The 25132-nt window shown below is 48.2% G+C and carries 17 protein-coding genes; 6 read left to right on the top strand and 11 right to left on the bottom strand.

The genetic code is table 11. The features are described from left to right. The first annotated feature begins 64 nt into the window (after window positions 1-64). Window positions 65-298 (top strand): SDR family oxidoreductase, encoded by a 234-nt coding sequence (locus V7051_RS13365; RefSeq protein WP_333875468.1) that lies wholly within the window; start codon window positions 65-67, stop codon window positions 296-298. 112 nt (window positions 299-410) lie between these two features. Here V7051_RS13365 and V7051_RS13360 read toward each other — a convergent pair whose 3' ends face one another. The 5 genes from V7051_RS13360 to V7051_RS13340 form a co-directional block, all read right to left on the bottom strand. Then, window positions 411-1589, bottom strand: a complete 1179-nt coding sequence (locus V7051_RS13360; protein ID WP_333875470.1) for an MGDG synthase family glycosyltransferase — start codon at window positions 1587-1589, stop codon at window positions 411-413. A 243-nt stretch (window positions 1590-1832) separates the two neighbouring features. Next, on the bottom strand, window positions 1833-3059 hold the full coding sequence (gene lplT, locus V7051_RS13355; RefSeq protein WP_333875472.1) for a lysophospholipid transporter LplT: 1227 nt from the start codon (window positions 3057-3059) through the stop codon (window positions 1833-1835). 180 nt (window positions 3060-3239) lie between these two features. Continuing rightward, window positions 3240-4028, bottom strand: a complete 789-nt coding sequence (locus tag V7051_RS13350) for a UDP-2,3-diacylglucosamine diphosphatase (RefSeq protein ID WP_333875474.1) — start codon at window positions 4026-4028, stop codon at window positions 3240-3242. An 877-nt stretch (window positions 4029-4905) separates the two neighbouring features. Continuing rightward, window positions 4906-5628, bottom strand: coding sequence for a transglutaminase-like domain-containing protein (locus V7051_RS13345; protein ID WP_334181149.1), 723 nt, complete (start codon window positions 5626-5628; stop codon window positions 4906-4908). A gap of 115 nt (window positions 5629-5743) precedes the next feature. Further along, window positions 5744-6448 (bottom strand): mobilization protein, encoded by a 705-nt coding sequence (locus tag V7051_RS13340; protein ID WP_333875478.1) that lies wholly within the window; start codon window positions 6446-6448, stop codon window positions 5744-5746. Between the two features lie 499 nt (window positions 6449-6947). On the opposite strand from V7051_RS13340, the gene V7051_RS13335 reads away from it, so the two are divergent. Continuing rightward, complete coding sequence (locus V7051_RS13335; protein ID WP_333875480.1) at window positions 6948-10166, top strand: glycoside hydrolase family 15 protein; 3219 nt, start codon at window positions 6948-6950, stop codon at window positions 10164-10166. Next, window positions 10163-11137, top strand: coding sequence for a glucokinase (gene glk / locus V7051_RS13330; protein ID WP_333875482.1), 975 nt, complete (start codon window positions 10163-10165; stop codon window positions 11135-11137). Before V7051_RS13335 ends, glk begins: the two co-directional genes overlap by 4 nt. Window positions 11138-11266: 129 nt before the next feature. Here glk and V7051_RS13325 read toward each other — a convergent pair whose 3' ends face one another. From V7051_RS13325 to V7051_RS13300, 6 genes are all read right to left on the bottom strand, one after another. Beyond that, entirely contained in the window at window positions 11267-12022 is a 756-nt protein-coding gene (locus tag V7051_RS13325; protein ID WP_333875484.1) for a peptidase, read from the bottom strand. A 120-nt stretch (window positions 12023-12142) separates the two neighbouring features. Next, window positions 12143-13075 (bottom strand): transglutaminase family protein, encoded by a 933-nt coding sequence (locus tag V7051_RS13320; RefSeq protein ID WP_333875485.1) that lies wholly within the window; start codon window positions 13073-13075, stop codon window positions 12143-12145. Next, window positions 13072-15633 carry a circularly permuted type 2 ATP-grasp protein gene (locus V7051_RS13315; protein WP_333875487.1) on the bottom strand — a complete coding sequence of 854 codons (2562 nt, stop codon included), beginning with the start codon at window positions 15631-15633 and terminating at the stop codon, window positions 13072-13074. The genes V7051_RS13320 and V7051_RS13315 overlap by 4 nt, the downstream gene beginning before the upstream one ends. Before the next feature lie 32 nt (window positions 15634-15665). Beyond that, complete coding sequence (locus tag V7051_RS13310; RefSeq protein WP_333875488.1) at window positions 15666-16970, bottom strand: citrate synthase; 1305 nt, start codon at window positions 16968-16970, stop codon at window positions 15666-15668. Between the two features lie 139 nt (window positions 16971-17109). Continuing rightward, entirely contained in the window at window positions 17110-20508 is a 3399-nt protein-coding gene (locus V7051_RS13305) for a transglutaminase family protein (protein WP_333875489.1), read from the bottom strand. Window positions 20509-20566: 58 nt separating this feature from the next. Next, entirely contained in the window at window positions 20567-21823 is a 1257-nt protein-coding gene (locus V7051_RS13300; protein WP_333875490.1) for a hypothetical protein, read from the bottom strand. Between the two features lie 379 nt (window positions 21824-22202). On the opposite strand from V7051_RS13300, the gene V7051_RS13295 reads away from it, so the two are divergent. Genes V7051_RS13295 through V7051_RS13285 form a run of 3 tightly spaced genes read left to right on the top strand, consistent with a single transcriptional unit; the run spans window position 22203 to window position 25091 of the window. Next, a complete protein-coding gene (locus V7051_RS13295) occupies window positions 22203-23654 on the top strand; it encodes a circularly permuted type 2 ATP-grasp protein (protein ID WP_333875491.1) in 1452 nt (483 codons plus the stop codon). Then, window positions 23654-24592 carry an alpha-E domain-containing protein gene (locus V7051_RS13290; RefSeq protein WP_333875492.1) on the top strand — a complete coding sequence of 313 codons (939 nt, stop codon included), beginning with the start codon at window positions 23654-23656 and terminating at the stop codon, window positions 24590-24592. Before V7051_RS13295 ends, V7051_RS13290 begins: the two co-directional genes overlap by 1 nt. Before the next feature lie 49 nt (window positions 24593-24641). Beyond that, complete coding sequence (locus V7051_RS13285; RefSeq protein ID WP_333875494.1) at window positions 24642-25091, top strand: GNAT family N-acetyltransferase; 450 nt, start codon at window positions 24642-24644, stop codon at window positions 25089-25091. Window positions 25092-25132 lie beyond the last annotated feature (41 nt).

The raw sequence follows: 25132 nt of genomic DNA, 5'->3' as shown, positions 1-25132 counted from the left end.
AGATTGATTCAGAGAAAAACAGTTCTGACTATGTGGTTGGGGCGTGCGCTTACCATTGAGAAACTTGGCTTCTGAGTACGCAAAAGAGCACATTCGATTCAACGCCGTAGCCCCCGGGATCGTCGACACCCCGCTTCACACCAACGATCCGAAAGATTTCCTGAAAACGCTTTCACCCATGGGTTCAATTTCCACGGTTGAAGATATTGCCGGCGCTGTCGTTTATCTGACGGAAGCTCGGCAGGTCACAGGGGAGGTGCTGCACGTGGATGGCGGTGCGCACAGCGGCAAATGGTAAGGGCTGGCGACTTACAGCCAGTCGGCGCTGAACAGCGATTGAAGAAGCCTGGGAATAGACTTGCCGGTACCGTCTACACTGGCTTTAGCGGTCGGCTTTTTACGCTATTTGCTCATTCCGGTCCTGCTGCCAGAGCAATCGCCGCCCGCTGGTTTTTAGTGAATGACAGCGGCGGAAGACGATCTTCGAGCAGGGTATCGACGATGGTCGCCGAGGCATTGGGTTTGGCAAAACGCAAGGCGTTGAATTTCATTCGAGCCAATCTATCCGGGTCTTCCAACAACCGTTCCAGCTTAAAGGGCAGGGTGGTCAAGTCGTTGCATTTGACAGCAATGCCTTCTTCCAAAAGATGATCGCTATTCCGCTCTTCTTGACCGGGAATCGGGGAAACCACGCACATCGGCAGTCCGCAGGCGATTGCTTCGGAGGTTGTTATGCCGCCGGGCTTGCCTATGAAGATGTCGGACATTTTCATCAACTTGTGCATTTCATCGGTGTAACCCAGCACTTTAAATGTAGCTCTTCGACTATCGGTTAATTGTAAAATGCGCTGTTTCAGTTCGTCGTTGCGTCCGCAGATAACCACTGTTTGCGCGTCGCTATTCAAGTTGAGCAGTCGCTCCACCATGTATTCGGTAGGTCCTATGCCGAACGCGCCGGCCGACAACAACAGAATCGGTTTTTCCGGGTCCAATCCCAGTCGAAGCCGTTCTTCCGCACGGTTGACGGGCTGTAGGAAAACCGGGTCGATCGGTATGCCGGATACGGTGATTCTTTCGTTCGGAATCCCGAGCATTTCAAGATGCGCTTTGGTTTCATCGATAGCGACAAAATAACGATGGAACGAACGCGACAACCACATCGCATGAAAATCTAAATCGGTTACCACAATCGACAGGCGTGCTTGCAGCTGTTGTGTCGCAATCAGGTGCGAGATAATCCCGGCAGGCATGAAGTGAGTACAGACCGTGATATCCGGGTCGAACTCCCGGATAAATCGCACCAGCGGCTTGGTATTTAGCCGATCTATCATATGCCGCATCCTGTCTGTGTGCCACGGTTCGTCGCTGGTTTTATACCACCAACCGAGAAAGTTCGGCGCAGATCGGACTAGCGAGGTATAAAAACTGGAATAGAAATCCCGGAACAGTTTATTGGTATATTGCAATGCATCATTATTGATGACTTCGGCAACCCGGCCGTCAGCGGCAAAGGAAAGTTCCAAAGCTGCGGCAGCCTTGATGTGACCGGTTCCCGCTCCCGTCGACATAATTAAAACGCGTTTTTTCATCAGTCTATAACGAATCTGTTTGATTTGTTTGAACCCCGGGTGAGGTTGTCACATTTGTCCGGGGAACTTGTGCGGGGTGACTACAAGTGTGCTTTCTTAGAAGATTGTCACCGATCTATCCTTCTTTGCGCGTCATCCCGGTGATCCGGGATGGGCGATACAAATTGTGTAATATTTGTTGAGTGAACGAAAGTATAAAAAACACTTTTGGTTACGTCCGCGTGCAGTAATTCAGAATTGGGTTTAATCCTGATCATGACCATGTTTTTTGGCTAGCCAGGCCATTGCGACCGTTATAAACAGTCCAAATACGACGACAACGGTATGCACCGAGAACCCGGCGTCAATCATCAACGCGTAAGCTCCCAGCATTAATAAAATGCTAAGGTTTTCGTTGAAATTTTGCACGGCGATGGAGTGGCCCGACCCCATCAGTTGATGGCCTCTATGCTGAAGCAATGCATTCATGGGTATCAAGAAACTGCCCGCCAAAGCGCCAATAAATACCAGCATCAGCGCCGCAGGCCGCCAATCGGTTACTAATGACATGCCTAATACCACCAAGCCCATGGCTATGCCCAAAGGTAATACTTTTACTGCATGTTCCAAAGACACGGTCTTGGCCGCCACCACCGAACCGATCGCAAGGCCCACTGCAACTAATGCAGTCAATTGAGTTGCCTGCTCCAGATCGAGCTTTAGCGTTACCGCCGCCCAGGCGAGAATAATAAGGCGCAAGCTGGTGCCCGCTCCCCAAAACAGAGAGGTGACTGCGAGAGATACTTGACCCAGCGGGTCTTTCCAGAGTTGCAGGAAACCCCTCCAGAAATCCGCTATCAAAAATGCCGGGTTCCGCTTCGGTAAGGTATGTTCAATAGACAGCTTGGGAATATAACAATTAAGTATTGCTGCAATAATATAAAGACCGAAAATCACAAAAATCGCAAATTCGGGGGCGGTATCAATGCCTGCATTGAACTCAAGCGCTCCCAGTTGCTGAACAATTTGATCCTCAACGCGGTGACCGATCAATAATCCCCCGAATATAGCGCCCAAAATGATGGAGGCAACGGTGAGGCCTTCCATCCAGCCATTGGCCCATACTAATTTATCGCTTGGAAGATATTCGGTCAGAATGCCGTATTTAGCGGGTGAGTACAAAGCCGCGCCCACGCCGACAAAACCGTAAGCGAGGAGTGGATGCAAGCCCAATAACATGGCGGCGCAACCGACTACTTTGATGCCGTTACTAATGAACATGACCTGTCCTTTCGGCAGTGCATCGGAAAATGCGCCGACAAACGGGGCGAGTGCAATAAAGGAGAACACGAAAAATTGTTGTAAGACAGGCGTTTGCCAGGATGGAGCATCCAGGCTTTTGAGTAGCGCGATTGCGGCGAAAAGAAGTGCGTTATCCGCCAGCGATGAAAAGAACTGTGCTGCAAGAATGGTGTTAAAACCGCGATTCATAGATTATTTGCCCTGTGCGACTCTGTGGAAGCCAGAATCGTTGTACTAGAAAAAGTTAAAAGTTTATTTTATCAGCTACAAGCTTAAATCGGGGCAAGCGATAAGGCTTAATTGTTCGCCCTGATGCATAAAAGGGTAAGGCGGGTATTTACCGAAGAGGCAGGCCACTATCATATTTATCTATTCAACATTCATTTCCAGAGCTTCATTATGGGCGATAGTTGACTCAATCTTGTTCCACCTTACCAGTTCCAGTGTGCCATTAAAGTGTTCCACTATTGCAGTGCAACTTTCCACGAAATCCCCCGTGTTGATGTATAAAAATCCGTCTATCTCCTTAATTTCAGCGTGGTGTATATGTCCGCAAATAACGCCGTCAAGGTCTTGGTCTTTAAGGGTATTAACGATGCTTTCTTCATAATCGGAAATAAACTGAACCACATTCTTGACTTTAAATTTGACAAAGGCAGCAAGAGAGAAGTTTGACTGCATGCCAAACCAGCGCCTGAACATTCGTAACAAGCGGTTAATTTCAATCAAAAAATCATAGCCATCGCTGCCTAATTTGGCAAGCCACTTGTGGCATTTGGCAATGGTGTCGTATTCGTCGCCATGAACGACCAGAAAGTGTTTTCCGGCGGAGGTGACATGCACATCTGAATTTTTAACGATGATGTCGCCAAAGACATAATTATCGTAATGCCTGACATTTTCGTCATGATTGCCGGGTATATAGATGACCTGGGTACCGTGTCTGGCTTTACGCAGGACTTTCTGAATCACTGTATTATGATCTCTGGGCCAGTACATTTTTTTGGAAAGCGACCAGAAATCGATAATATCGCCGACCAGGTAAAGTTTTTCGCTCTCATTATACTTGAGAAAATCGAGTAAAACGTCGGCTCTGCATTGAGTGGAACCCAGATGCAGGTCGGAAATCCAGATGGTTCGATAGGTGATGTTATTCATAATCAAACTTTTAGTAGTGTATTGCTAAGCAAGGTAGGTTATGTCGATGACCGCCCGGAAAAGGTCGCCCAAGAAAAATATACATTATTTGAATGGTAACAGACGCAAGTGAAAGTTATGTTACAAGCTGGTGAATTGACTGTTTGAGCGATGAAATAAATTTCAAGGTTCAGCTTAGCAATGTGGAAGAGCGGTTTACGGCTGATGAATAACGGGATTTTTTAAGGCGGATGCGGTTGCCGGCAGATTAAGTGTGGCAGTCCAAATCGATTTTGAGGCTGAAATGATTCTGAAAAAAGAACTGACACGCTCGGCAATCGTTGCGGTTATTACAGTCGTTTTGCCTGTGTTAAAACAATAATTTTTAGCCGAATAGTGATTGATTATTCTGTTGCTTTTACACAAAAAAGCATAAGAGACTGTTAAAATTCATCTGTTTGTTTAGCTGCATATAATGCCAATAATAAGCGCCTTCTTAGCTGTTAAAGTCGATATTGAATGGGCTGTTGTGAATTCACAACGGGTAGGCAAGGTACTGAAAAACTGTAACTTTTCTTTAGTTGATTAATAATTAAATCACTTGTTTTGCTTATTTAACGGGAGGATTATTAGCACTCGAATTAAACAAATATCGGGTAACGAATAATGAAAATTATCACTGTAATAGTTTTGCTGGCTTCTTTTTTTGCAATAGCCGGCGCTGCTTTTTTCCAGCTTTTTGTTTTACTAACAAGCAGTCTGTTTTTTCATCAAAATTATAAGCGGCATATCTCACGGCAAGGTTAAGTTCATGGGGAGAAGTTCGTTTGCATTTTGATGTCGGGCATCTCACATTGAACAAGTCATTCAAAGCCGGCCGACAGAAGCGATTATAGGGTTAGTCCAGCAAATTGACCTGAACATCCATGCTGTTCAAAATGCAACCCAAGCCGAATTGATGAAATATAGAAACATCGGCAGCATCGCGCCCAACCGCAATAATCACTCTGCCGCCGCGTAAATCACTCTGGGTGGGATCGAAAGAATACCATCGACCGCCGACATAGGCCTCAAACCAGGCATGCAAGTCCATCGGTTCAAGCTGATACAAATACCCCACCACCAGACGCGCAGGTATGCTGATGCTTCGGCATAAGGTAATGGCCAGTTGTGCAAGATCTCTGCATACGCCATAGCCGCGGTTATGAACTTCAATCGCCGATAACGGAGAGTCGCTGGAGCCGGGGATATAGCGGATGGAGTTACGAACCCACTCATTGATCTTGCTGACCTGATCGTAACCCGGCAGTGCATCGTTAACCACCTCTCTGGCAAGATCGCCAAACCGGTCCGATTCGCAATAGCGGCTGGGCAACAGGTAGGGCAATATTTGATGAGGCAAATTCTGGATTTCAATAAAATCAGCGCCAGGTGCACTATCAATATGTTCAGTTGTGACTGCCTCGAAAAAGGTACGAATAATAAATTCTCCGAGCGGCGCAATCAGGCGCTGACAGGCATTGCGGTAATTATCGTTACTCTCGATTATCGGCACTTCAGGCTCAACAATATAACTGGATGTCGTAATCCATTGCTGTGCGCCGTTCAATGGGCGTAACATTAAAATTAAGGCTGTTGGGGCGTCTATCTGGAAATGAAGATCACAACTAACGCCTAACTTCATATTGGTTTTACTCTTAAAAAATAGCCGTTTATTGCTGTTGTGAACGATGCGTTTACTCGCATAAAACTCCTACCGATTGAATCTGGCTATATGCGTGCCCCAGCCATATTTTAACACGTTGCCTCTCCAATAAACCCAAGGCGTTCAAGTTTTCAGTATCCTTGTTTTTTGCCGCCCAAAAACTGGAGCTGTTGCCGTCAATCTTGGTCATTACCGGTGAATGAAGCCGTTTTAATGTCATCAACTTGGCATTCAACGCCAGTGCATGTTCTTTAAGACCTGACGATTCAAAAATAGCAAAGCTGTCATCGCGAAGCTGGTTCTGTACCAGTATGTAATTCAAACGTGAGCCGTATTGATCGAGCAGTTTGCCAAGCAAATCCACGCAATCTTTGCCGGAGTCCATCACATTCCAGTAATACAGAGTAATTCCTAGCTCCTCTGTCAGTTCCAGCACGCCGGATTCATCTATCCATTTCGCCAGCGGATGATGGGTCTGGGCGGCAAGATCAACCAGAATGTGCTGTCCGGGGTTCGCTAACGCAGTCTCCACAATAGTATCCAGACTTTGGTAATCATCAATGATGGTAGGCGATGAATAGTCGGTATAAAAACGTAATAAGGAACCATGCGAACGGTCCGTATCAAAACCGATAAACGGTATTTCGTGGTCTATCATGTATTGAGCCAGCACACGTGCTACAACAGATTTGCCTACACCGCCTTTTTCGCCGCCGATAAAATGAATTGCGCTCATTGTTTCTCCATTAAATTAAAGTTTCAGGTTTAGAGTTTTGAATCCGGAATATTAATTCAAGCCGTAACCGGACTCTATACGTTCGATAATGCTTATTCAGTCAGCAGAAAGCAATAATCAAACCAACAGCCGATTTATGGATAGTCGTCATCCGGTACATGCAGTGCAGTACCGGATGACCGCTTGAAAAATGCATTGTTATGAATCGATTCACAATATTCTTGGGCATTTTTAGTGCAAGAAACAAGTTTCTATTTCAAATTGGTGCAAATTCTTGCGATGACATGCGGCCGTGTTGATTATTCACAGTCAGCGTTTTAAACAGTGGCGCAGGATAAGCAGCATGAGTCGATGTAACTGTAAAGAACATTAAGCTATTCTCTATGGATTGGCGCATTAATTGCTGATTATTATCGATTCCAACGGATTATGGCCGCGCCTTTACACAGTTGATCGGCTATCCTAAGAGTCTTTTTCTAAAATAATACATTCGTTGAATATGAAACCGACTCAACACGACAAACTAGACACTTATTTCCAGCAAGTACAGGATATTATTCTGAGTCGCCAGGATTGGGTGACCGGTTTATTACCGGCCAGTACCGCTGTCAATATACACGGCAATTATACCGATGCCTGGGTCAGGGATAATGTTTACAGTATTCTTTCGGCATGGGGCCTGGCACTTGCTTACCGCCGCGTTGAAGAACAAAACGGACGTACTTATTTACTGGAGCAAAGCGTCGTCAAGCTGATGCGCGGACTGTTGACGGCGATGATGCGCCAAGCGGCCAAAGTCGAGAAATTCAAGCAGTCGCAGAATCCGCTCGATGCCTTGCATGCCAAATACGATACGAAAAGCGGCACCGTGGTGGTCGGCGATCATGAATGGGGACATTTGCAACTGGATGCCACGTCTTTATTCCTGTTGATGCTGGCGCAAATGACGGCATCCGGCTTACGTATTGTATTTACCATAGACGAAGTCAATTTTGTACAAAACCTGGTGCACTATATCAGCCGGACCTACCGTACACCTGACTACGGTATCTGGGAGCGCGGCCACAAAACCAATCATGGTATCGCCGAGTTGAACGCCAGTTCAATCGGTATGGCAAAAGCGGCGCTGGAAGCGCTGTCCGGTTTTAACCTGTTCGGCAAGGACGGCGGGCAAGCGTCTGTGGTTCATGTGATTAGCGACGACATCGCCAGGACGCGGATTACACTGGAATCGCTGTTACCCAGGGAATCCATTTCTAAAGAAGCCGATTCTGCCGTGCTGAGTATTACCGGATTCCCGGCTTTCGCAGTTGATAATCAGCTGATTCGGGCAAAAACGGAAGCGATTATTTGCGAAAAACTCGAAGGCCGATACGGCTGCAAACGTTTTTTGCTGGATGGACACCAAACCGCCATAGAAGATAGCCAACGCCTCCATTACGATCCGCATGAATTAAAACAGTTCATGGATATCGAATGCGAATGGCCGTTATTTTTTACCTATTTATTGCTTAACAACTTGTTCACAGGCAATAGCGAAGCCGCCTTGCATTATCGGACTAAACTGGAAAATTTGCTGGTTGAGCAAGATGGCCGCCACTTATTGCCGGAACTTTATAGTGTCCCGAAAGAGTTAATTGAAGCGGAAAAAGCCAATGCGCATAGCCAGCAACGTATACCGAATGAAAATATACCGTTGGTTTGGGCGCAAAGTCTTTTTATGCTGGGCAGTCTTATTCAGGATGGTTTGCTTGCAATTGAGGATGTCGACCCTTTAGGCCGACACAAAGTTGCTAAACAGGCTCAGGACTGCGCTGTGCAAATTCAGTTGCTTGCTCAGGATGAAGCGGTACAAAACAGCTTGATGAAATACGGCATTCGCACTCAAACCCTCGCTGCAATAGCGCCTATCCAAATCAGGGAGGCCAATGAACTTGCCGATGCCTACACGCATGTGGGCAGAAATGATCGTATCGGTTTAACAGGCAGGCCGTTGAGGCAATTGCGGACGCTGGCAACATCCAAGATGTATATACTGGCAGGGGAACGCCTGGTTTTTCTGCCGCAATGCCTTAGTCAAAAAGGCTTTTATTTGGCGATGGACAACCGTATGCTGATTCAGCGTCTACGGCTGGAACTGGCCTATATCTATAAGCATTGGGACAGGCCCGGTAATCCTCTGGTGGTTATGACGATCAAGCAGAATATGTTGGGCAGTTATGATCGTGAAATCCTGATTGAATTCATCAAAGAACTGCAACAAGGTTCTACTCTTGGCGTTCCGGTACAACTCGGGACTCTTTTCGAGTTCGCAGAAACGTCAAGCCATGAGAAAATTAACTACTTGCATGACTTTCAATTTTCCAAAGCTTCCTGGGAAGACGCTGAGCGGCCTTTTTTTCAGGTATTGCCGATAGATACCACCCCGTCAGCACCCGTGGATACCTATACAGTGACGGAGTGGGCAATCAGCGCCGATGAAGTACTGATCGAGCAGCTGAAAACCAATGCCAATCTTTACGCACAACTTGAGATATTAAGTTTACTGAGCCTTCGTCGCGGCCTGGATTACGATACCGGATTATCGGCGATGGATGGAACTACCGGTTATGTGCGTGACTTGCTGGAAGAAATCTATGAGCGGGCAGGGGATCGACATGCCTGGTACATTGTCAGGCGCTGTGCCGGTTTACTGGGTAAATACGACATCAACCTTGAACAGGCGGCTACCGATATACTGGTTCGGCAACATGCGCTGACATTAGGTCGCGCTTACAGCGGCAGGGCGACCTTGATGCGCCCCGCCGATTCTTCGGAAATTTTGCAGATTATTCGAACCTACAATAATAATGATGCCAGTGAACATATCATTATCCAGGAATTGATCATTTATTTGGGCATGTTAATTAAGTCTGATCCGCGATTATTCACTGATATGCACACGGTGCGAGTGGGGCATATCCTGCAATTGCTTGTGGCCAGACAAAAACGCGAATCAGATTGCAGTACATTGGATCAGGCTTTTAATGAGATTCTTTCTTTGCCGCCTTATCAATTATTTGGAAAAGTCAAAGAAACGCTGGAGGACTACGGCAATACGGAAGATCAATTGGGACTAGCCGAAACGCTGCACTATGAGGGTGATTGCCGGGAATTTACCAGTGCGCGCTTTGCAAAAAATATGGATCCGACAGATCGAGGAGAAATTGTCGACTGGTATCAATGGCGCGAACAGCAAGGTAGCGTCGGCAGAGAAAATAATGCTTTTTTTACCAGTGTATGGGATATCCTGCACCATTGTAAAGGCTTGACGATTGGCGACAAACTCAATAGTAAAAACCGGCTGGATAGTGAAGATACCCTGTCGCAATCGACCGCCGGCGAGCAAAGTTTCAAGTTGCACGTCAGCCACTTGCTTAACAAAATTCAGGCTCCGGTTTATCGCCAATTAACAGTAGAAGCGCTAAAAGCAATCGCATCTATTTTTCATGAAAACGCATCGTTACATATTGACGATACCTTGTTAACGGATATTATTATCGGTCATGCTGTAAGAATCAGCTGGTTGCAATCGCATCCTGAATGTAAAGACAATTACGATGAGTGCGTATCGTCAGCATGGCAGGGATTTTACCGATTACCGCCGCACAGAGTTGCTAACAGCATTCTGGATGCTTTGATACATCTGCTTAACAATAACGAGAGGGGAACATTGTGATACTAGCCGGAGATATAGGCGGAACGAAGACGGTATTATCTATTTTTACCAGAGATGCCAACGATTCGCTGACCTGCTTGCAGGAACAAACCTACTCAAGCCAGCTATTCCCGAAATTTGATGACATTTTGACCGCCTTTTTACCCGCCGACGTTTATATCAAGGCCGCATGTTTTGGCGTTGCCGGTCCTGTCGTCAATCAACGCTGCCAGACCACTAATCTGCCGTGGCTATTGGATGGGGAAGAGCTGAAAATAAAATTAGGCACGTCTAAAGTAAGGCTTTTGAATGATCTGGAAGCTATGGCGCTGGGTATGCTGTACCTGCCCGAACACGATTTGGTCGAGTTAAACCCCAATGCGCAAGTTCAGTCAGGCAATATCGCAGTTATAGCGGCCGGCACAGGCTTGGGCGAGGCCATCCTTTATTGGGATGGCAACAAACACTATCCTATAGCTACCGAAGGCGGTCACAGTGATTTAGCCGCTCAAAATGCCCAGCAGGATCAGCTATTGGCGTATCTTAGAAAAAGTTATCCTGATCATGTCAGTTGCGAACGTATCCTATCCGGCATCGGTTTTAGCCATCTGTATGATTTTCTCTGCGAGCAGGGATTTGCTCGGCCTTGCGCTGATATTCCGGATATTCATAGCGGCGTTGACAGAAATGCGGTTATTTCCGGACTGGGCGTTTCCGGCGAAGATCCTTTATGTGTGGAAGTAGTGAGGCTTTTTGTTGAACTCTATGGGGCCGAAACGAGCAACCTGGCATTAAAGTCGCTTGCCACGGGCGGGATATTTATCGGCGGGGGCATAGGCCCAAAAATATTACCTGCTCTACAGGACGGTAACTTTATCCGCGCATTTAAGGCTAAAGGCCGTTTTTTGCCTTTGCTCGATAAAATTTCGGTGAAATTGTCGTTAAATCCACGCACACCGTTAATCGGTGCCATTAACTATTTTGACCTTTGAAGATTGTTAATTCCAGCAGTGCTGCAACGTAGGGTGTGTGCCGTGCGTGCCTTCAGGCTATAAGGCGCGCACGGCACACCCTACGTCAGATTTCCCTGTTGCTGCAAGCCCCCGCCTGCTTTTTTCAATCTACAAATCAACCCGCATAGTTCGCACTGCCTTTTTATTAAGGCCGGGCAGGCTGGCTATTGCTTCACGAAGCTTGTTTTCCCAACTCCGCCTGAGTTGCAGCAAATAATCATCATCGTCATCAAAGCAATAATACTCATCAAAGCTGAAACTGTTTTTGCGAAAAATCAACATTTCTACAGGTGGCCCGACACTGGCGTTACTGCGGATGGTCGAGTCCATCGATACCAGGCAGCAGCGCGCGGCTTCGTCGATAGAGGTGTTCAATTTAAGAAAACGGTCCAATATCGGTTTGCCGTATTTACTCTCACCGATTTGTAAAAACGGTGTATTGGCCGAACTGGTTATGCTATTGCCTTCCGCGTAAACCATATAAGCGCCGTGCGGGTCATCGCCGATTTGACCGGCTAAAATAAAACTGGCCGAGGGATTAAAGGCCGATTGCCCTTCAGAATTGATATGTTGTTTTTGTTTTTCGACACTGACATGGCCCAAGTAGGCGGCCGCCTCGGATAAACACTCCACATTATTGAGATTGACACCGGCATTCTTGACTTTATCGCGATGCAGCTGCTCTAAAACGGCTTGAGTGGTAGCAAGATTACCGGCGCACAGTAAAACAATCTTGCGATCATCATTAGTTTTAAATGCATGCATTTTGCCGTAAGTACTGACGTTATCAATACCGGCATTGGTCCTTGAGTCAGAAACCAGAATAAGTCCTTCATCTATAGAAGCTGCAATACAATAAGTCATAAAAAACGTTCAGTTGTTGTGTTTAAAGATACTTTTAGACCATTATCCGATAAAGCAGCGCCAACGTCCATGCTGCTCAGAGACTCTTTGTGCTCAGACAATGTCGACAGAGATATTATGTTATTCCAATCTAAGTACATCCACCGACACCGACAAGGTATGCTGACCGCCACCAAAGGCAATGCCCTTTAGCGGAGTGACATCCGTGTAGTCCCGGCCCCAGGCCAATGTGATATGTTGATCAAACGGCACATTATTATTAGTAGGATCAAACTCCAGCCAACCTGTACCCGGTACATACACTGAAAACCAGGCATGTGAAGCATCGGCTCCTACCAAGCGCTGCTTGCCCGGTATGGGCTGTGTTTCGACATAGCCGCTGACGTAACGCGCAGCAATGCCAAAGGAACGTAAGCAACCAATCGCCAAGTGGGCAAAATCCTGACAAACGCCGCGACGAAATTGAAGCACGTCAGATAACGGCGTTGCAATCGTGGTACTGCTCGGATCGTAAGTAAAATCGGTATGGATCCGCTGCATTAAATCGGTCACGACCTGCACCAGCGGCCGATTGGGCAAAAATGAACTTTGCGCATAATCAGCCAGTTCGGCATTAGTAATGACCATCGGTGAATCCAGCACAAACAGTTTGGCATCCAATAGCTCATCATACTGGTTTTGCTGCTGGCTTTGCGATGGTGATTGCGATTGTACCTGTACTTGTCCGGGGCCTCCTTGCAATTGGTCTCGCACTTGCTCCCAGGTTATTAAATTAGCCGGATCGTCACGACTTTGCTTGGGGAATATCGTGACCTCGCTGATTGCGGTGACCATCAAGCGTTGATGCGCCTGTTGTATCGCGAAATAAGCGATGCGATTGCCGAAATAATCCATGCGTTCGCTAAAATCGCTAGGTTCCGGGGTAATGTCAAAACGACTGCTATGACATTGCTGGCGCCAGAAATCGCGGGGTTGCAATCTCGCTTCATTCTGGCACAGGCCGACTAACTGACTGTATTGGTAGAGTGTGCTGTGAGTAATGCGAAATTTCACAGATCATCCTCCGGTTGTGTCGGAGTCATTAATTGAGGCACCTGAGAGTGGCTGAAATAGGCTTGCGCCAGCACTTCATAAAGCTGCCATAACTGCTCCGTCATCGCCGACAAAACGCTTTCAAGCTCAGTGTAAACGCCGACATCGTCATCGACTTTAACCAACTCAGCTACTTTAACCAGGCGTAAGTCGGTGTAGGCCCTGAGTATTAAGCGTTCTTCTTCACTCAACTGTCCTTTTCCGCGTTCTCTTGGCAATGCGTTGATATGACTGGACAACTGATGTAATTGATAAGCCAGCGAACGTGGATGGGTTTCATCCATCAGCAATAATTCCAGCACCATCGGCAATTTGATAAATGAGCGGTAGCGGCGACGGTAAATACTCAAACTGTCAGTCGAAATCAATACGGCCTCCAGCAACTGGTTTTGCAGTGCCGATTCATGACGCTGCACCACCGTGGCGCGCAGCAGCGAAATCAATGTCAGCGCATGTTCCAAACGGCGGCCGCTATCGAGCATCAACCAGCCGGCTTCACGGGTCATGCTCTCTGTAGTCAAGCCAATAAAGGCGACAAAGCCGGTAATTAAATCGTCCAGGGATTTTTGCAGTTGGTCCAGGTCGCAATGACCATGTACGACGCGTTGTTGCCAGCGTCGTTGAATATTATCGACGCAACGCCAGGTATCCTGTGACCAAACATCGCGAATACTGAAAGCGGTTTGTGCAAACGCTTGAATATTGGCCGCCAACGTACCGGAGCGATGGACATTTTTGGCCAAGGCCATTAATTCACTTTGAGGCTCTTCCAATACCGACGTGTTACTGGTAACAAACCCCGGATAAGTGCCGGTTACCTGAGTCAGGGCGCTCAATAATACAGTGAGGCATTGGCTGTCGAGCGGGTCTCCGAGTTCACGGGCTTCGGTTAATTTGAGTAATATCAAGCGCATCAAGCGAGTAGGCGCTTTGATGCGCTCCAGGTAGCGTCCGACCCAAAACAGGTTATTCGCAGCGCGGCTGGTTAACGGTTCGGTATCTGCAGACAGGATCACGTCCTGGCCGGGCTGAAACCACAAACTGACCTGTTTGTCCGGCTCATCAGTCAATACCCAGGTGTCTTTACTGATTCCGCCCGCCTGATTCGAAACGATAAAATCGTCCTGTTGAGGAGCGATCCGGGTAAGTCCACCGGGCATCACTTGATAATCATTGCCACTGGCAACCACAAAGCTCCGCAGTACCGCAAATCTCGGCTCAATATGGCGATCGATAAATGAAGGGACCGTAGAAAAACTGATATGTTCCTGGCCGACATAACAATGCGGCTTGGCGATAATGGCGGCCCGTAACAATTCCTTTTCCTTGGCACTGAGTAGAGCGCCGAACAGGGTGTAGTTTCCCGCACTGCGGTTGATCGGTTTAATGACCAGCCGGTCAAGATTTTGTAGTACAAAATCCCGTTCACGACGCTGACCGCACCACCAGGTGGCAACCGAAGGCAGCATCAGCTCCTGGTTTAAAAAATATCGCGAAAGCCGGGGTAAAAACGGCAATAGTCCCGGATTTTCCAGGACACTGCTGCCCAACGGATTGGCTATCGCGACATTGTTCCGGCGCACGGCTTCGAGTAATCCGGCAACGCCCAGCCTGGAGGAACTGCGTAATTCCAGCGGATCGCAGAATGAATCATCAACACGGCGCAAAATAACGTCGACCGGTTGCAGACCGTCCAGCGATTTAAGCCAGACCCGGCCGTCGCGTACCGTCAGGTCGTCGCCTTGTACCAGCGAGAAACCGAGGTAAGACGATAAATAAGCGTGTTCAAAATAGGTTTCGTTAAGGGACCCCGGCGTCAGTATCACAATCCGCGGATCTTCCTTGTTATGCGGCGCAATATCGGCCAGCCCCTTGCGCAAGGCCTTAAAAAAACCGGAAAGCCGGCTCACGTGGGTTTCCCGGAAAATGTCCGGCAGCACTCGCCTCAGCACAGTGCGGTTTTCCAACGCATAGCCGGCGCCGGAAGGCGCCTGGGTGCGGTCATCCAGTACCCACATGCGGTTATTATGGCCGCGGGCAAGGTTAGCCGCGTAAAAGGTCAGTTGGCGTTCCAGATCGGGCAGGGCGCCTACACAAGGATGTAAAAAACCGTCGTGCGCCAACACCAGTTCACTGGGCAACAGGCCTTTTTTCAGCAGCCGCTGTTCGCCGTAAATGTCTTTTAGAATCAGGTTAAGCAGTTCAGCCCGTTGTTTAAGGCCTGCTTCAATAAGCAGCCAATCATCACTGCTGATCAGTAGCGGAATAGGGTCGAGCCGCCACGGCCGGGCAAGCTTTTGCGCATCACCGTAAACATTGTAGGTTACGCCGTTTTCTCTTAGCAGACGCTGGGCTTCGCGACGCCGCAACTCAAGTTGTTCGCTGCCCAGCGTTGAAATGGAGTCCATAAAGCGCTTCCAGTAAGGCAGCACTTTATGTTCTTTGGCGACCATTTCATCGTAAACGCCAAGTTTGGTAGCGTAAAACTGCGCGCCAATATTGCCGGTTGATTCGTTCAAATTGCGACCTTATTCTTCAACTATCGACAGCATCAAGGCCGTTGATCAATTTCTTGATAGTGGCGCAATGGCTCACCGACATAGATTTGGCGAGGGCGGGTAATAATCACTTGCTCACCGTGCAGCATTTCCCGCCAGTGCGCCATCCAGCCGGGCATCCGGCCGATAGCAAATAACACGGTATACATGTTGGTGGGTATGCCCGCGGCGCGGAGAATCAACCCGGAATAAAAATCGACATTGGGATACAGTTTACGGGAAATGAAATAGTCGTCTTTTAACGCAATTTCTTCCAGTTTACGGGCAATATCGAATAAAGGATCGCTCACTCCGGCTTTGGCGAATAATTTATCGCATTGTCTTTTTAATACCATCGCGCGCGGGTCGAAATTCTTATACACACGGTGGCCGAAGCCCATCAGTCTGCTTGACGAGTTTTTGTCTTTTGCCTGATTGATAAATTCGGTACCGTCACCGCCGTCGGCATGTATTTGTTCAAGCATCTGTATCACTTGCTGGTTGGCTCCGCCATGACGCGGTCCCCAAAGCGCGGAAATGCCTGCCGAAGCGACCGCATATACGTTCGCCATACTGGAGCCTGCGGTGCGCACCGAAGAGGTGCTGCAATTTTGCTCATGGTCGGCATGCAGGATCAGGAACATATCGATGGCTCTGACGATATCTTCATCCAATTGGTAATCGCGCACCGGCGATGAAAACATCATGTTCAGGAAGTTACGCACATACTTAAGCTTGTAGGACGGATAAATCAGCGGTTCGCCAATCGATTTTTTATAAGAGAAGGCCGCGATAGTACGTACCTGGGAGATCAGATTGATCACGATTTGCTGTTCTGTCGCAGCATCGAGCCGGTCGGGAATCGGGTAGAACGTGGATAATGACGCCACCATGGTCGCCAAAATGCCCATCGGGTGTGAGCCGCGCGGAAAACCGTTGAAAAAATGATGCATGTCTTCATGGATAATCGAAGACTCATTAAGACTGGTTGAAAAGTCCAATAATTGCCGACTGTTAGGCAGTTCGCCGTTCAGCAATAGATAGGCTACTTCAACGAAGCGTGAATGTTCGGCTAATTCTTCAATAGGATAACCGCGATAACGGAGTATGCCTTTATCACCGTCAATGTAAGTAATTGCGCTTTCACAGCTGGCGGTATTGCCATAGCCTTCATCCAGGGTCACATAACTGCTTTGACTACGCAACTTGGAAATGTCGATGGCTTTTTCACCTTCAATCCCTATTAATGTGGGTAATGAGTAACTTTTATCCTCCAGTGTCAAGATGGCCGGGGGTAGTTGTTTTAATTTATCGGTCATTTGAATCAATCTCCAAAGCTGATGGCTCGACCATCATTTAATTTTATTTAGCCGCATAAGGTACTTTACGCGGCTGATGGCATGATCAGAACTTGATTTTGTTGTCGCTCATGTTTTAGAAAATCAGCGCACTCCGGCTTTACCCGCCTTTGTGCCGCAAGTCCATTGTAAACGGATATTCGTGATTTAGCTCCTCTACAGGCGGTGCCATCGGTCTTGGCATGGTTTCATTGACGCTGAATTTTCCCAATACTTGTTGATCGGATGCAGCAGCAGTCGGCATTATCATCGGCGGCCGCGCAATAATGTCGGGCGTGTGGCCGAAATCCCAAAAACGGGTGACCCGCCGTGCCTCGGCTTCGTAGCTATTGACCGGGAATGCGTCGTAGCTGCGGCCGCCGGGATGAGCGACATGATAAGTACATCCGCCGACCGAATGCCCGTTCCAGGTATCGATCACATCAATCACCAACGGCACATGCGGGCTGATAGTCGGATGCAACGCTGATGGCGGCTGCCAGGCGCGATAACGCACGCCGGCAACATATTCGCCTTTGCGGCCGGTGTTGCGTAACGGCAAGCGCCTGCCGTTACAGGTCAACACATAACGGCCCTCGGTAAAGCCGGTCACTTTGATTTGGACGCGTTCTACCGAGGAGTCCACATAACGCGCGGTGCCGGTGCTGCTGACTTCTTCGCCCAATACATGCCAAGGTTCGATCGCAAAACGCATTTCCAGGTCGATACCGTCTATCAGCGTATTGCCGTATCGCGGAAAGCGGAATTCAAAAAACGGTTCCAGCCATTCCAGTTCAAAGCCGTATCCGGCCCGTTGCAAATCTTTAGCGACCTGTTTCATATCTTCGCGGACATAGTGCGGCAGCATGAAACGGTCATGTAACTCCGTACCCCAACGGATTAAATCGTGTTTGTAAGGCTTACGCCAAAACCAGGCAATCAGCGAACGCAATAGTAAGGTTTGTACCAATGACATCCGGGCATGCGGCGGCATTTCAAAGGCGCGCAATTCCAGAATACCCAAGCGCCCGGTCGAACTATCCGGCGAATACAGTTTATCTATGCAAAACTCGGACCGATGGGTGTTGCCGGTAATGTCGGTCAGCAAATGCCGCAACAAACGATCCACCAGCCATGGGGCCGGCGCCTCGCCTTCCGGCATTTGCTGGAAGGCGATTTCCAGTTCATAAAGCTTTTCGTCCCGGCCTTCATCAACCCGTGGCGCTTGGCTGGTCGGGCCGATAAACATGCCGGAAAACAAATACGACAAGCCTGGATGATGCTGCCAGTAAGTGACCAGACTGCGCAATAAATCCGGACGGCGCAATAGCGGACTGTCGGTCGGCGTCTCGGCACCCATAGTGATATGGTTACCGCCGCCGGTTCCGGTATGGCGGCCATCGAGCATGAATTTTTCCGTGCCCAACCTGACTTGGTGAGCGTGTTCGTAAAGAACGGTGGTTTTGTCGACCAGCTCTTGCCAGCTTTTCGATGGATGAATGTTAACTTCAATCACGCCGGGATCGGGCGTTACCATCAATCGCTCTATGCGGTAGTCCCGCGGCGGTTCATAACCTTCCAACACCACCGGAATCGACAGGTTTTCCGCGGTGGCTTCAATAGCGGCGATCAGTTCCAAGTAATGTTCCAGCGAAGTCAGCGGCGGCAGGAATATATGCACGCGGCCATCGCGGGCTTCGACGCAAACTGCGGTATGAGGCACTTCCACCTCAATGGCTTGATCATCGCCTGCGTCTTGCTCGGTAAGTTCGGGATGAGCCTTGAGTTTTTTCTCGATACGGCTGTAACGGCGCGTGACTTCGCCGTAATAATCGCCGAGTTCAGGTAGCGTCTCAAACAGGCTCTGCTCTTCCTGGGTATCGCGTTTGTCCGGGGCAACCCAGGGTAAACTGGCTAATGGCAAGCGCATGCCCATCGGCGAATTGCCGGGAATCAAGAACATCTGCCCACGGCGAAAATCCCACGGGCCGCTTTGCCATTTTTCATTCGTCCAGTCCCATTTAATGGGCAGCGTAAATCCTACGGCTTTGCCTAAATCGGCATCCAGCAACTGAGCCAAGGTTTTACGTTCAATCGACTCTTTCAGGTTGGCTTTTAACGGATCGATATTTTCCGGCAGCGAACCTTCCTGCCAGAGATAATAAAAACTGTCTTCAAAAGCCGTCTTGATATAGCGCGGTTGCAAGCCTAATCGTAAGGTAAGTTGCTTGATAACAGACTCGGCTTGTTCAACGGTATGACCGTAATCTTTGTTAATGTCGGCCAGCAGCGCCGGATTGCGCCAAACCGGTACATTGTCTTTACGCCAGAAGATACCGTATTGCCAGCGCGGCAACGCTTCGCCGGGATACCATTTGCCCTGTCCGTAATGCAGCATTGCGCCTTTGGCAAATTCATCGCGCAAACGCTTGGTCAGCGCATTGGCCCGCTCGCGTTTGTGCGGGCCGTCGGCATCGACATTCCATTCCGCACCTTCCATGTCGTCGACGGATACAAAGGTCGGCTCGCCGCCCATGGTCAAGCGCACATCATCAACCAGCAATTGCCGGTCGACCTGCTGACCCAGTGCGTCGATGCGATACCATTGCTCATCGGTATAAGGTTTGGTGACGCGCGGGTCTTCATGCAAACGCAAGACCGTGTTGCTAAATTCAAATTCCACTTCGCATTTATCGGTGCCGCCGGTGACCGGAGCGGCGCTGGCTGGATCGGGTGTGCAAGCCAGAGGGATGTGTCCTTCTCCGGCCAATAAACCGGAGGTCGGATCAAGCCCTATCCAACCGGCTCCGGGGATATAAACTTCAGTCCAGGCATGTAAGTCGGTGAAATCATGCTCCGGCCCGGATGGACCGTCCAGCGATTTGACGTCGGCAGTCAGTTGCACCAGATAACCGGATACAAATCGCGCCGCCAGTCCTAAATGACGGAGTATTTGCACCAGCAACCACGCTGAATCCCGGCACGAACCGCTGAGTTTGGTCAGCGTCTCCTCACAGCTTTGGATGCCGACTTCCATGCGGATGTTATAGCCGACCGTTTGAAAAACCTTGCGATTAACGTCAACCAGAAAGTCGTTGATATTACGTTTATCAAGACTAAAGTCGGCCAGCCATTGCTTCAGCAAGGGACCTTGTTCAGCCGTTTCCAGGTAAGGCTGCAATTCTTTCAGCAATAGCGCATCGTATTTAAACGGATAATGCTCCGCATACTCTTCGACAAAGAAATCAAACGGATTGATTACCGTCATATCGGCAATGACTTCAACTTCAACGCTGAGTTTTGAGCATTTTTCCGGAAACACTACCCGCGCCAGAATGTTACCGAACGGGTCTTGTTGCCAGTTGATAAAATGGTTTTCAGGCTCAATGCGCAAGCTATAGCCTTTAATCGGTGTTCGGCTATGTACGGCCGGACGCAACCTGAAAACATGGGGCGACAGGGATACCGATCTATCAAAGCTGTATACAGTTTTGTGACGGACAGCTACTCGAATGGTCATGATGATTTTTTCCTATTGCCGAAGTATTAGCGTTACAAAAGTCTATTAAGGTGGATCATTAAACCCGGGCGGGTTTTTGGGCTTCGGTTTGCATCCGCAATAATTCCTCCTCGATACCCGCCGCATGAGTCAGTTCCGCGACATTATCCTTGGTGAAGAAGCCTTGAAAGCCGCCAAAGCGCTGCACATACTCAATAATCAATGAAGAATGCTCGGAAGCGCTGGAAAAAATCTGCTTTAAACCTTCGTCTTTGGAACCTACGACATCCAGCAAAAAGCTTTTGCCTTGCTCACTGATCGCCTTGACGACAAAGTCGATATTTTCTATGCCGTGCTGATTGCCGTCTTTAACCGCCAGTGCAATATGGTGCAGACGCGGTCCATAATTGCGCACAAAGTTTTCAGTCGGGGAGGGGAAAATTTTGAAATGATTGACAAAATAAGGGGTGTTATTGGCGGTAAATACTTTAGCCGGGCTGTGCATCTCATCCGTATAGTGGATGCTTTTGGTGACGTTGGTCGATGAATTCTGATCGACGATATCAAACGAACCCCAATAGTAATAGCTGGATAATGACAGCCATTCCAAAATCGCCACTTCCCTGTTTTGACTGTAAATACGCGTCGCCAAATGATCCACCGGTAGGATCAGGCCGTCTATGCCTAATGCTGTTTGCCGTTGCTTGGCAGTTTCGCAGGCTTGTTGGGCATCACTGCGGATACTGCTGACGCCCAATGCATAAATACGCGGCTCATCCGGTTTACGTTCCAAATAGGCGACGATGTTGTGGGTGTACGGCGAAGGTTTGGTGATGGCCAGGTTGCCCGGCAGCTCCAGCTTACGGACATCATCTTCGGAAAAAAACAAAAAGCCCCTGCGCTGCTGCAGCTTAACCACTTCATGCCGGTTGGTTACCCTCAAAATCTCACCCATGTAGCGGCTGTGCGGTTTGCTTGAACCAATAGGGAATACTTCGTTCAGGCTGCGAAAAATGCCTTTGGTATCATCATTTTTCACTTCACGGATAATCAGGTCCGGGGCCGTCATATCGATACGCAAGACGTGGGTCCAATGCGACTCGCTTTCCAATGTAACCAGATAATGATAAGGCGACATCAGGCATAATTCTTCGATGTATTCGATCGATTTTCCGGGCTCGACTGTCAGCATCATCGCATCGATTTCATGGATCATATTGCTTAGGTTCAAGCTATCGCGTTCTTCAAGCAATTTGCCCAGATAATCATTAAAAAATGATGAGTTTTCTTTGTCACCTTGGACAGGAAACGATAAGGAGTGGCTAATGTCTGGCATAGTGAGCTCTCTACAAGTTTTAACTCTTAAAAACAAAGCAAGTGCCATACCAAGTGGTTGAGTAATCAGTATTCTATAAGTGATACTCTTGGCAGTCGAGCGGATAAGTCATTTAAAAACTCAAGTTGCACCAAATTGAAGCACACAAAGCCCAAAATAGGGTTGTTTAAACTGTTTTAATGGGTTGCTATTTCCGGCCGGCTGTCGTTATCATCCTTAAAACTGCCGTTGAATCGCTTATTGATGAGTTAAATAAGTTAGCTAAACGTTTGCTGTACTTTAGAACGCAAAAATTGAATCATGTACACAATCGAACCAAATAACAAATGGCACAAATCATGCTGGTTTTTAATAAAGCCAACTAGCCTTATGAAATGTCATGAAATCAATCTGGGAAAACTACAAAACCGATAGTGCTTACGATGAACTGATGTGTTCAGAGTTCCAACCTAGACAAATTAGTTACCGCTTGTGTCAGTATTTAAATTCGCTCAACAAAAGCGATATTGATAAACGTAAAATAGCCGCTGAATTGGCTATTTTAGAAATGGGCATCAGCTTCACGGTCTACAGCGATGAGGGCAACATAGACCGCGCCTGGCCGTTCGATATCATTCCCCGCATCATTAGTTCTACAGAATGGCGGATTATAGAAAGAGGTTTAAAGCAACGATTGACCGCCTTGAATTGTTTTATATCGGACGTTTACGATCAACAGGAATTTATTAAAGCAGGCAAAATGCCTGCCGAAATTATCAATAGTTCAAAGAACTTCCGTAAAGAATGCATCGGCATGAAACCCCGCCATAACGTTTGGGCAAATATTTGCGGCACCGATCTGGTTCGCGATAAAGACGGTATTATGTATGTGTTGGAAGATAATTTGCGGGTACCTTCGGGTGTTTCCTATATGTTGGAAAACCGCGTTATTACCAAGCGTGTGTTCCCCGAACTCTTGCAAAATATAGATATTCTGCCTATCGACGATTATCCCGGCCGCTTGCAGGATATGTTGGCGTCATTGGCGCCCGACCACATCAGCAAGCCGCAAATCGTGGTACTAACGCCCGGCATTTATAACTCGGCCTATTTCGAGCACGCTTATCTGGCCCAACAAATGGGTGCGCAGCTGGTCGAAGGCGGGGATTTGGTGGTTGACGACGATGATTGCGTCTATATGCGGACTATTGAAGGCCTGGAAAAAGTCGATGTGATTTACCGGCGCATCGATGATGATTTTCTCGATCCTGAAGTATTCCGAAAAGATTCCTCATTGGGCGTTCCGGGTTTAATGCGTGCCTGGAAAGCCGGTAATGTGTCGTTGGCTAATGCACCGGGTGCGGGCGTTGCCGATGACAAAGTGGTTTACGCCTATGTGCCGGAAATGATCCGTTATTACCTGAATGAAGAACCTATTTTGCCTAATGTGCAAACTTATCTGTGCGATAACCCTGAACATCTGGAATATGTGTTGGCGCATTTGCCGGAACTGGTCGTCAAACCTGCCAATGAATCAGGCGGGTACGGCATGCTGGTAGGGCCGCATGCAACCAACAAAGAAATAGCAGAGTTTAGGAAAATTATCCAAAAAAACCCGAGAAACTACATCGGTCAACCTACCTTGGCGATTTCTACCGCACCAACTTTGTGCAAAGGCAAGCTGGAACCCAGGCATATCGATTTGCGGCCGTTTATTTTGCAGGGTGAGAGCACTTTTGTGACTGCCGGAGGCTTAACCCGGGTAGCGCTGAAAAAAGGGTCGCTAGTGGTTAATTCCTCGCAAGGCGGCGGCAGTAAAGACACCTGGATCATCAACATGGAGCGCAACTAATGTTATCCCGTTCAGCAGAACGCCTGTATTGGCTGGCACGTTACCTTGAACGCACTGAGAATATCGCCAGACTGGTCAGTGTGCACATGAATTTATTGATGGATTTGCCTAACGGCGTTGAGATGGGCTGGCAGCAGCTGATCCGAATTAGCGGCTCGGAACCGCAATTCTATGAAAAATATAAAGCCGCCAACGAACATAACATCACCCGGTTTCTTTTGGTTGACGGAAGTTATCCGGGGTCATTGTTTTCGTCTTTAAGCGCCGCTAGGGAAAATATCCGTACCTCCAGGGACTTACTGCCCGATGAAGCTTGGGAGCAGGTCAATGAAATGTATCTGTTTGTAAAGAACAATATAGACTCGGTCTACAATCGCAGTAATCGCGTCGTTTTTCTGAACGAAATTCTGAAAGGCTGTCAACGCTTCACCGGGCTATTGTCGGGCTATATGAGCCACAATAATCCCTATCGATTTATCCGATTGGGCAAAAACATCGAGCGCGCCGACATGACCAGCCGGATTCTGGATTTGGCTTCCTTGCTGCTGGCTGATTCGCGTAGCGACGAAATGCGCCAATACGAGACTATTTTGTGGGTGAATATCTTAAAGGCGCTAAATGCTCAGTTAATGTATCGGCAACAGGTCAGAAGCAGTGTTAACGGCGACGACGTGCTTAATTTCCTATTATTGAACGCCAACCTGCCTCGATCGGTTAGCTGTTGCATCGCTGAAATTGCCGGTTGCATAAATGCCCTGCCTAATCATGACTCCTTGCCGGAAGAGATCGTAAAACTTGAAACTTATGTGCAAGCTATTAATACCCGGCAAACGACCCAGGCACAATTACGGGAAATTCTTGATGATTTGCAAAACAAGTTGGGAGAACTGCACGATCAGATATCCAATAACTGGTTTAAGCAAGGTATTGCGGAATAAATCGATTTACAGGTATTCAAAAATATAAAGGGAGCTGCAAGGCGCAACAATGGAAATTACTCCTGCAAATGCTTCAGATATTCCGGCGCTTTGTGAATTGCTGGATATCTTGTTTTCTCAAGAAGCGGATTTCAAGCCGAATAACGAAGCGCAAAGCCGCGGTTTGACGCGTATCATCAGCAGTCCGAATATCGGGCTTATCGTCGTTGCCCGCCAGGACGGCCGCATTGTGGGGATGGTTAATCTTCTTTACACCATATCTACTGCACTCGGCGAGCGCGTTGCGCTACTCGAAGACATGATTGTTTCTCCCGCCGCTCGCGGCTCCGGTGTGGGTTCCAGGCTTCTGGAACAAGCTATTCAATTTGCACGATTGAACGGGTGCAAACGTATCACCTTGCTCACAGACCGCACTAATGAGCCGGCGCAACGCTTTTATCAAAAGCACGGCTTCGGTTTTTCGGCGATGATTCCTTTGCGTTTGTCACTGAGTGAATAAGTTGCAAACAGATGACCGACTTATATTCTCTCTTTGATAAT

Origin of the sequence: Methylobacter sp., assembly GCF_036845245.1 — a bacterium.
GTDB lineage: Bacteria > Pseudomonadota > Gammaproteobacteria > Methylococcales > Methylomonadaceae > Methylobacter_A.
The sequence above is the reverse complement of the archived record's forward strand: the minus strand, read 5'-3'. Positions and strand labels throughout refer to the sequence as shown.

Excerpts from the sequence above, each read along its gene's own strand:
- V7051_RS13290 (WP_333875492.1), top strand. The coding sequence starts at position 23,654 with ATGTTATCCCGTTCAGCAGAACGCCTGTATTGGCTGGCACGTTACCTT.
- lplT (WP_333875472.1), bottom strand. The coding sequence starts at position 3,059 with ATGAATCGCGGTTTTAACACCATTCTTGCAGCACAGTTCTTTTCATCG.
- V7051_RS13295 (WP_333875491.1), top strand. The coding sequence starts at position 22,203 with ATGAAATCAATCTGGGAAAACTACAAAACCGATAGTGCTTACGATGAA.
- V7051_RS13325 (WP_333875484.1), bottom strand. The coding sequence starts at position 12,022 with ATGACTTATTGTATTGCAGCTTCTATAGATGAAGGACTTATTCTGGTT.
- V7051_RS13345 (WP_334181149.1), bottom strand. The coding sequence starts at position 5,628 with ATGTTACGCCCATTGAACGGCGCACAGCAATGGATTACGACATCCAGT.
- V7051_RS13285 (WP_333875494.1), top strand. The coding sequence starts at position 24,642 with ATGGAAATTACTCCTGCAAATGCTTCAGATATTCCGGCGCTTTGTGAA.
- V7051_RS13310 (WP_333875488.1), bottom strand. The coding sequence starts at position 16,970 with ATGACCGATAAATTAAAACAACTACCCCCGGCCATCTTGACACTGGAG.
- V7051_RS13305 (WP_333875489.1), bottom strand. The coding sequence starts at position 20,508 with ATGACCATTCGAGTAGCTGTCCGTCACAAAACTGTATACAGCTTTGAT.
- V7051_RS13350 (WP_333875474.1), bottom strand. The coding sequence starts at position 4,028 with ATGAATAACATCACCTATCGAACCATCTGGATTTCCGACCTGCATCTG.
- V7051_RS13340 (WP_333875478.1), bottom strand. The coding sequence starts at position 6,448 with ATGAGCGCAATTCATTTTATCGGCGGCGAAAAAGGCGGTGTAGGCAAA.
- V7051_RS13300 (WP_333875490.1), bottom strand. The coding sequence starts at position 21,823 with ATGCCAGACATTAGCCACTCCTTATCGTTTCCTGTCCAAGGTGACAAA.
- V7051_RS13335 (WP_333875480.1), top strand. The coding sequence starts at position 6,948 with ATGAAACCGACTCAACACGACAAACTAGACACTTATTTCCAGCAAGTA.
- V7051_RS13360 (WP_333875470.1), bottom strand. The coding sequence starts at position 1,589 with ATGAAAAAACGCGTTTTAATTATGTCGACGGGAGCGGGAACCGGTCAC.